The organism is Ruegeria sp. AL12 (assembly GCF_056540885.1).
The window spans coordinates 1-680 of the sequence record NZ_JBQFXN010000132.1; the positions used below are offsets into that span (position 1 = coordinate 1).

The 680-nt window shown below is 59.1% G+C and carries 1 protein-coding gene; it reads left to right on the top strand.

Features of this window, described 5'->3' with window-relative positions; genetic code table 11:
• Positions 1-680: FAD-binding protein (locus ACR0C6_RS21820; RefSeq protein ID WP_480621250.1), on the top strand; the 680-nt coding region annotated here is incomplete at both ends.

Here is a 680-nt window from a genome sequence, read left to right on the forward strand (position 1 = left end):
CATCGCGGTTTGCTGGGAACACAGGGTGAACCGACCATTGGCGGTGTCGTCGCGGCCAATATTTCGGGCCCGCGACGGACTCAGGCCGGGGCCTGCCGGGATTTTCTGCTTGGGGTACGCTATGTCGATGGGTGCGGGCAGGTGATCAAGAACGGTGGCCGCGTGATGAAGAACGTCACCGGGTACGATCTGGTCAAATTGATGGGTGGGTCCTGGGGTACTTTAGGAGTTTTGACCGAAGTTTCGCTGAAGGTGCTTCCAAAACCAGAACGGGTGGCAACATTATCTGTTGGGGTCCGGGATGCTGGTACTGCGGTTCGGGTTCTGTCCGCCGCGCTGAGATCTCCGTTCGAGGTAACGGGGGCTGCGTATGATCCTGACGCCGGGAAAGCCCTGCTTAGGCTCGAAGGTTTCACGGACGCGGTTGCATATCGCACAGGCAGATTGACGGCTGAACTGTCCCGGTTTGGTGAGATTTCAGAAGAAGCAGGTGCAGACACGCTTTGGGCTGGTATCCGCGATGCTCATCCGTTTCAGAGGCAGGACGGGGATGTCTGGCGGCTTTCCGTAAAACCCGGAGATGCGGCCGAAGTTTCTGCGCGTGCTGAAGCGGATCAGATACTGTTTGACTGGGGCGGCGGACTTGTCTGGCTGCGCGTCCCTAAGGGCACGGATCTGCG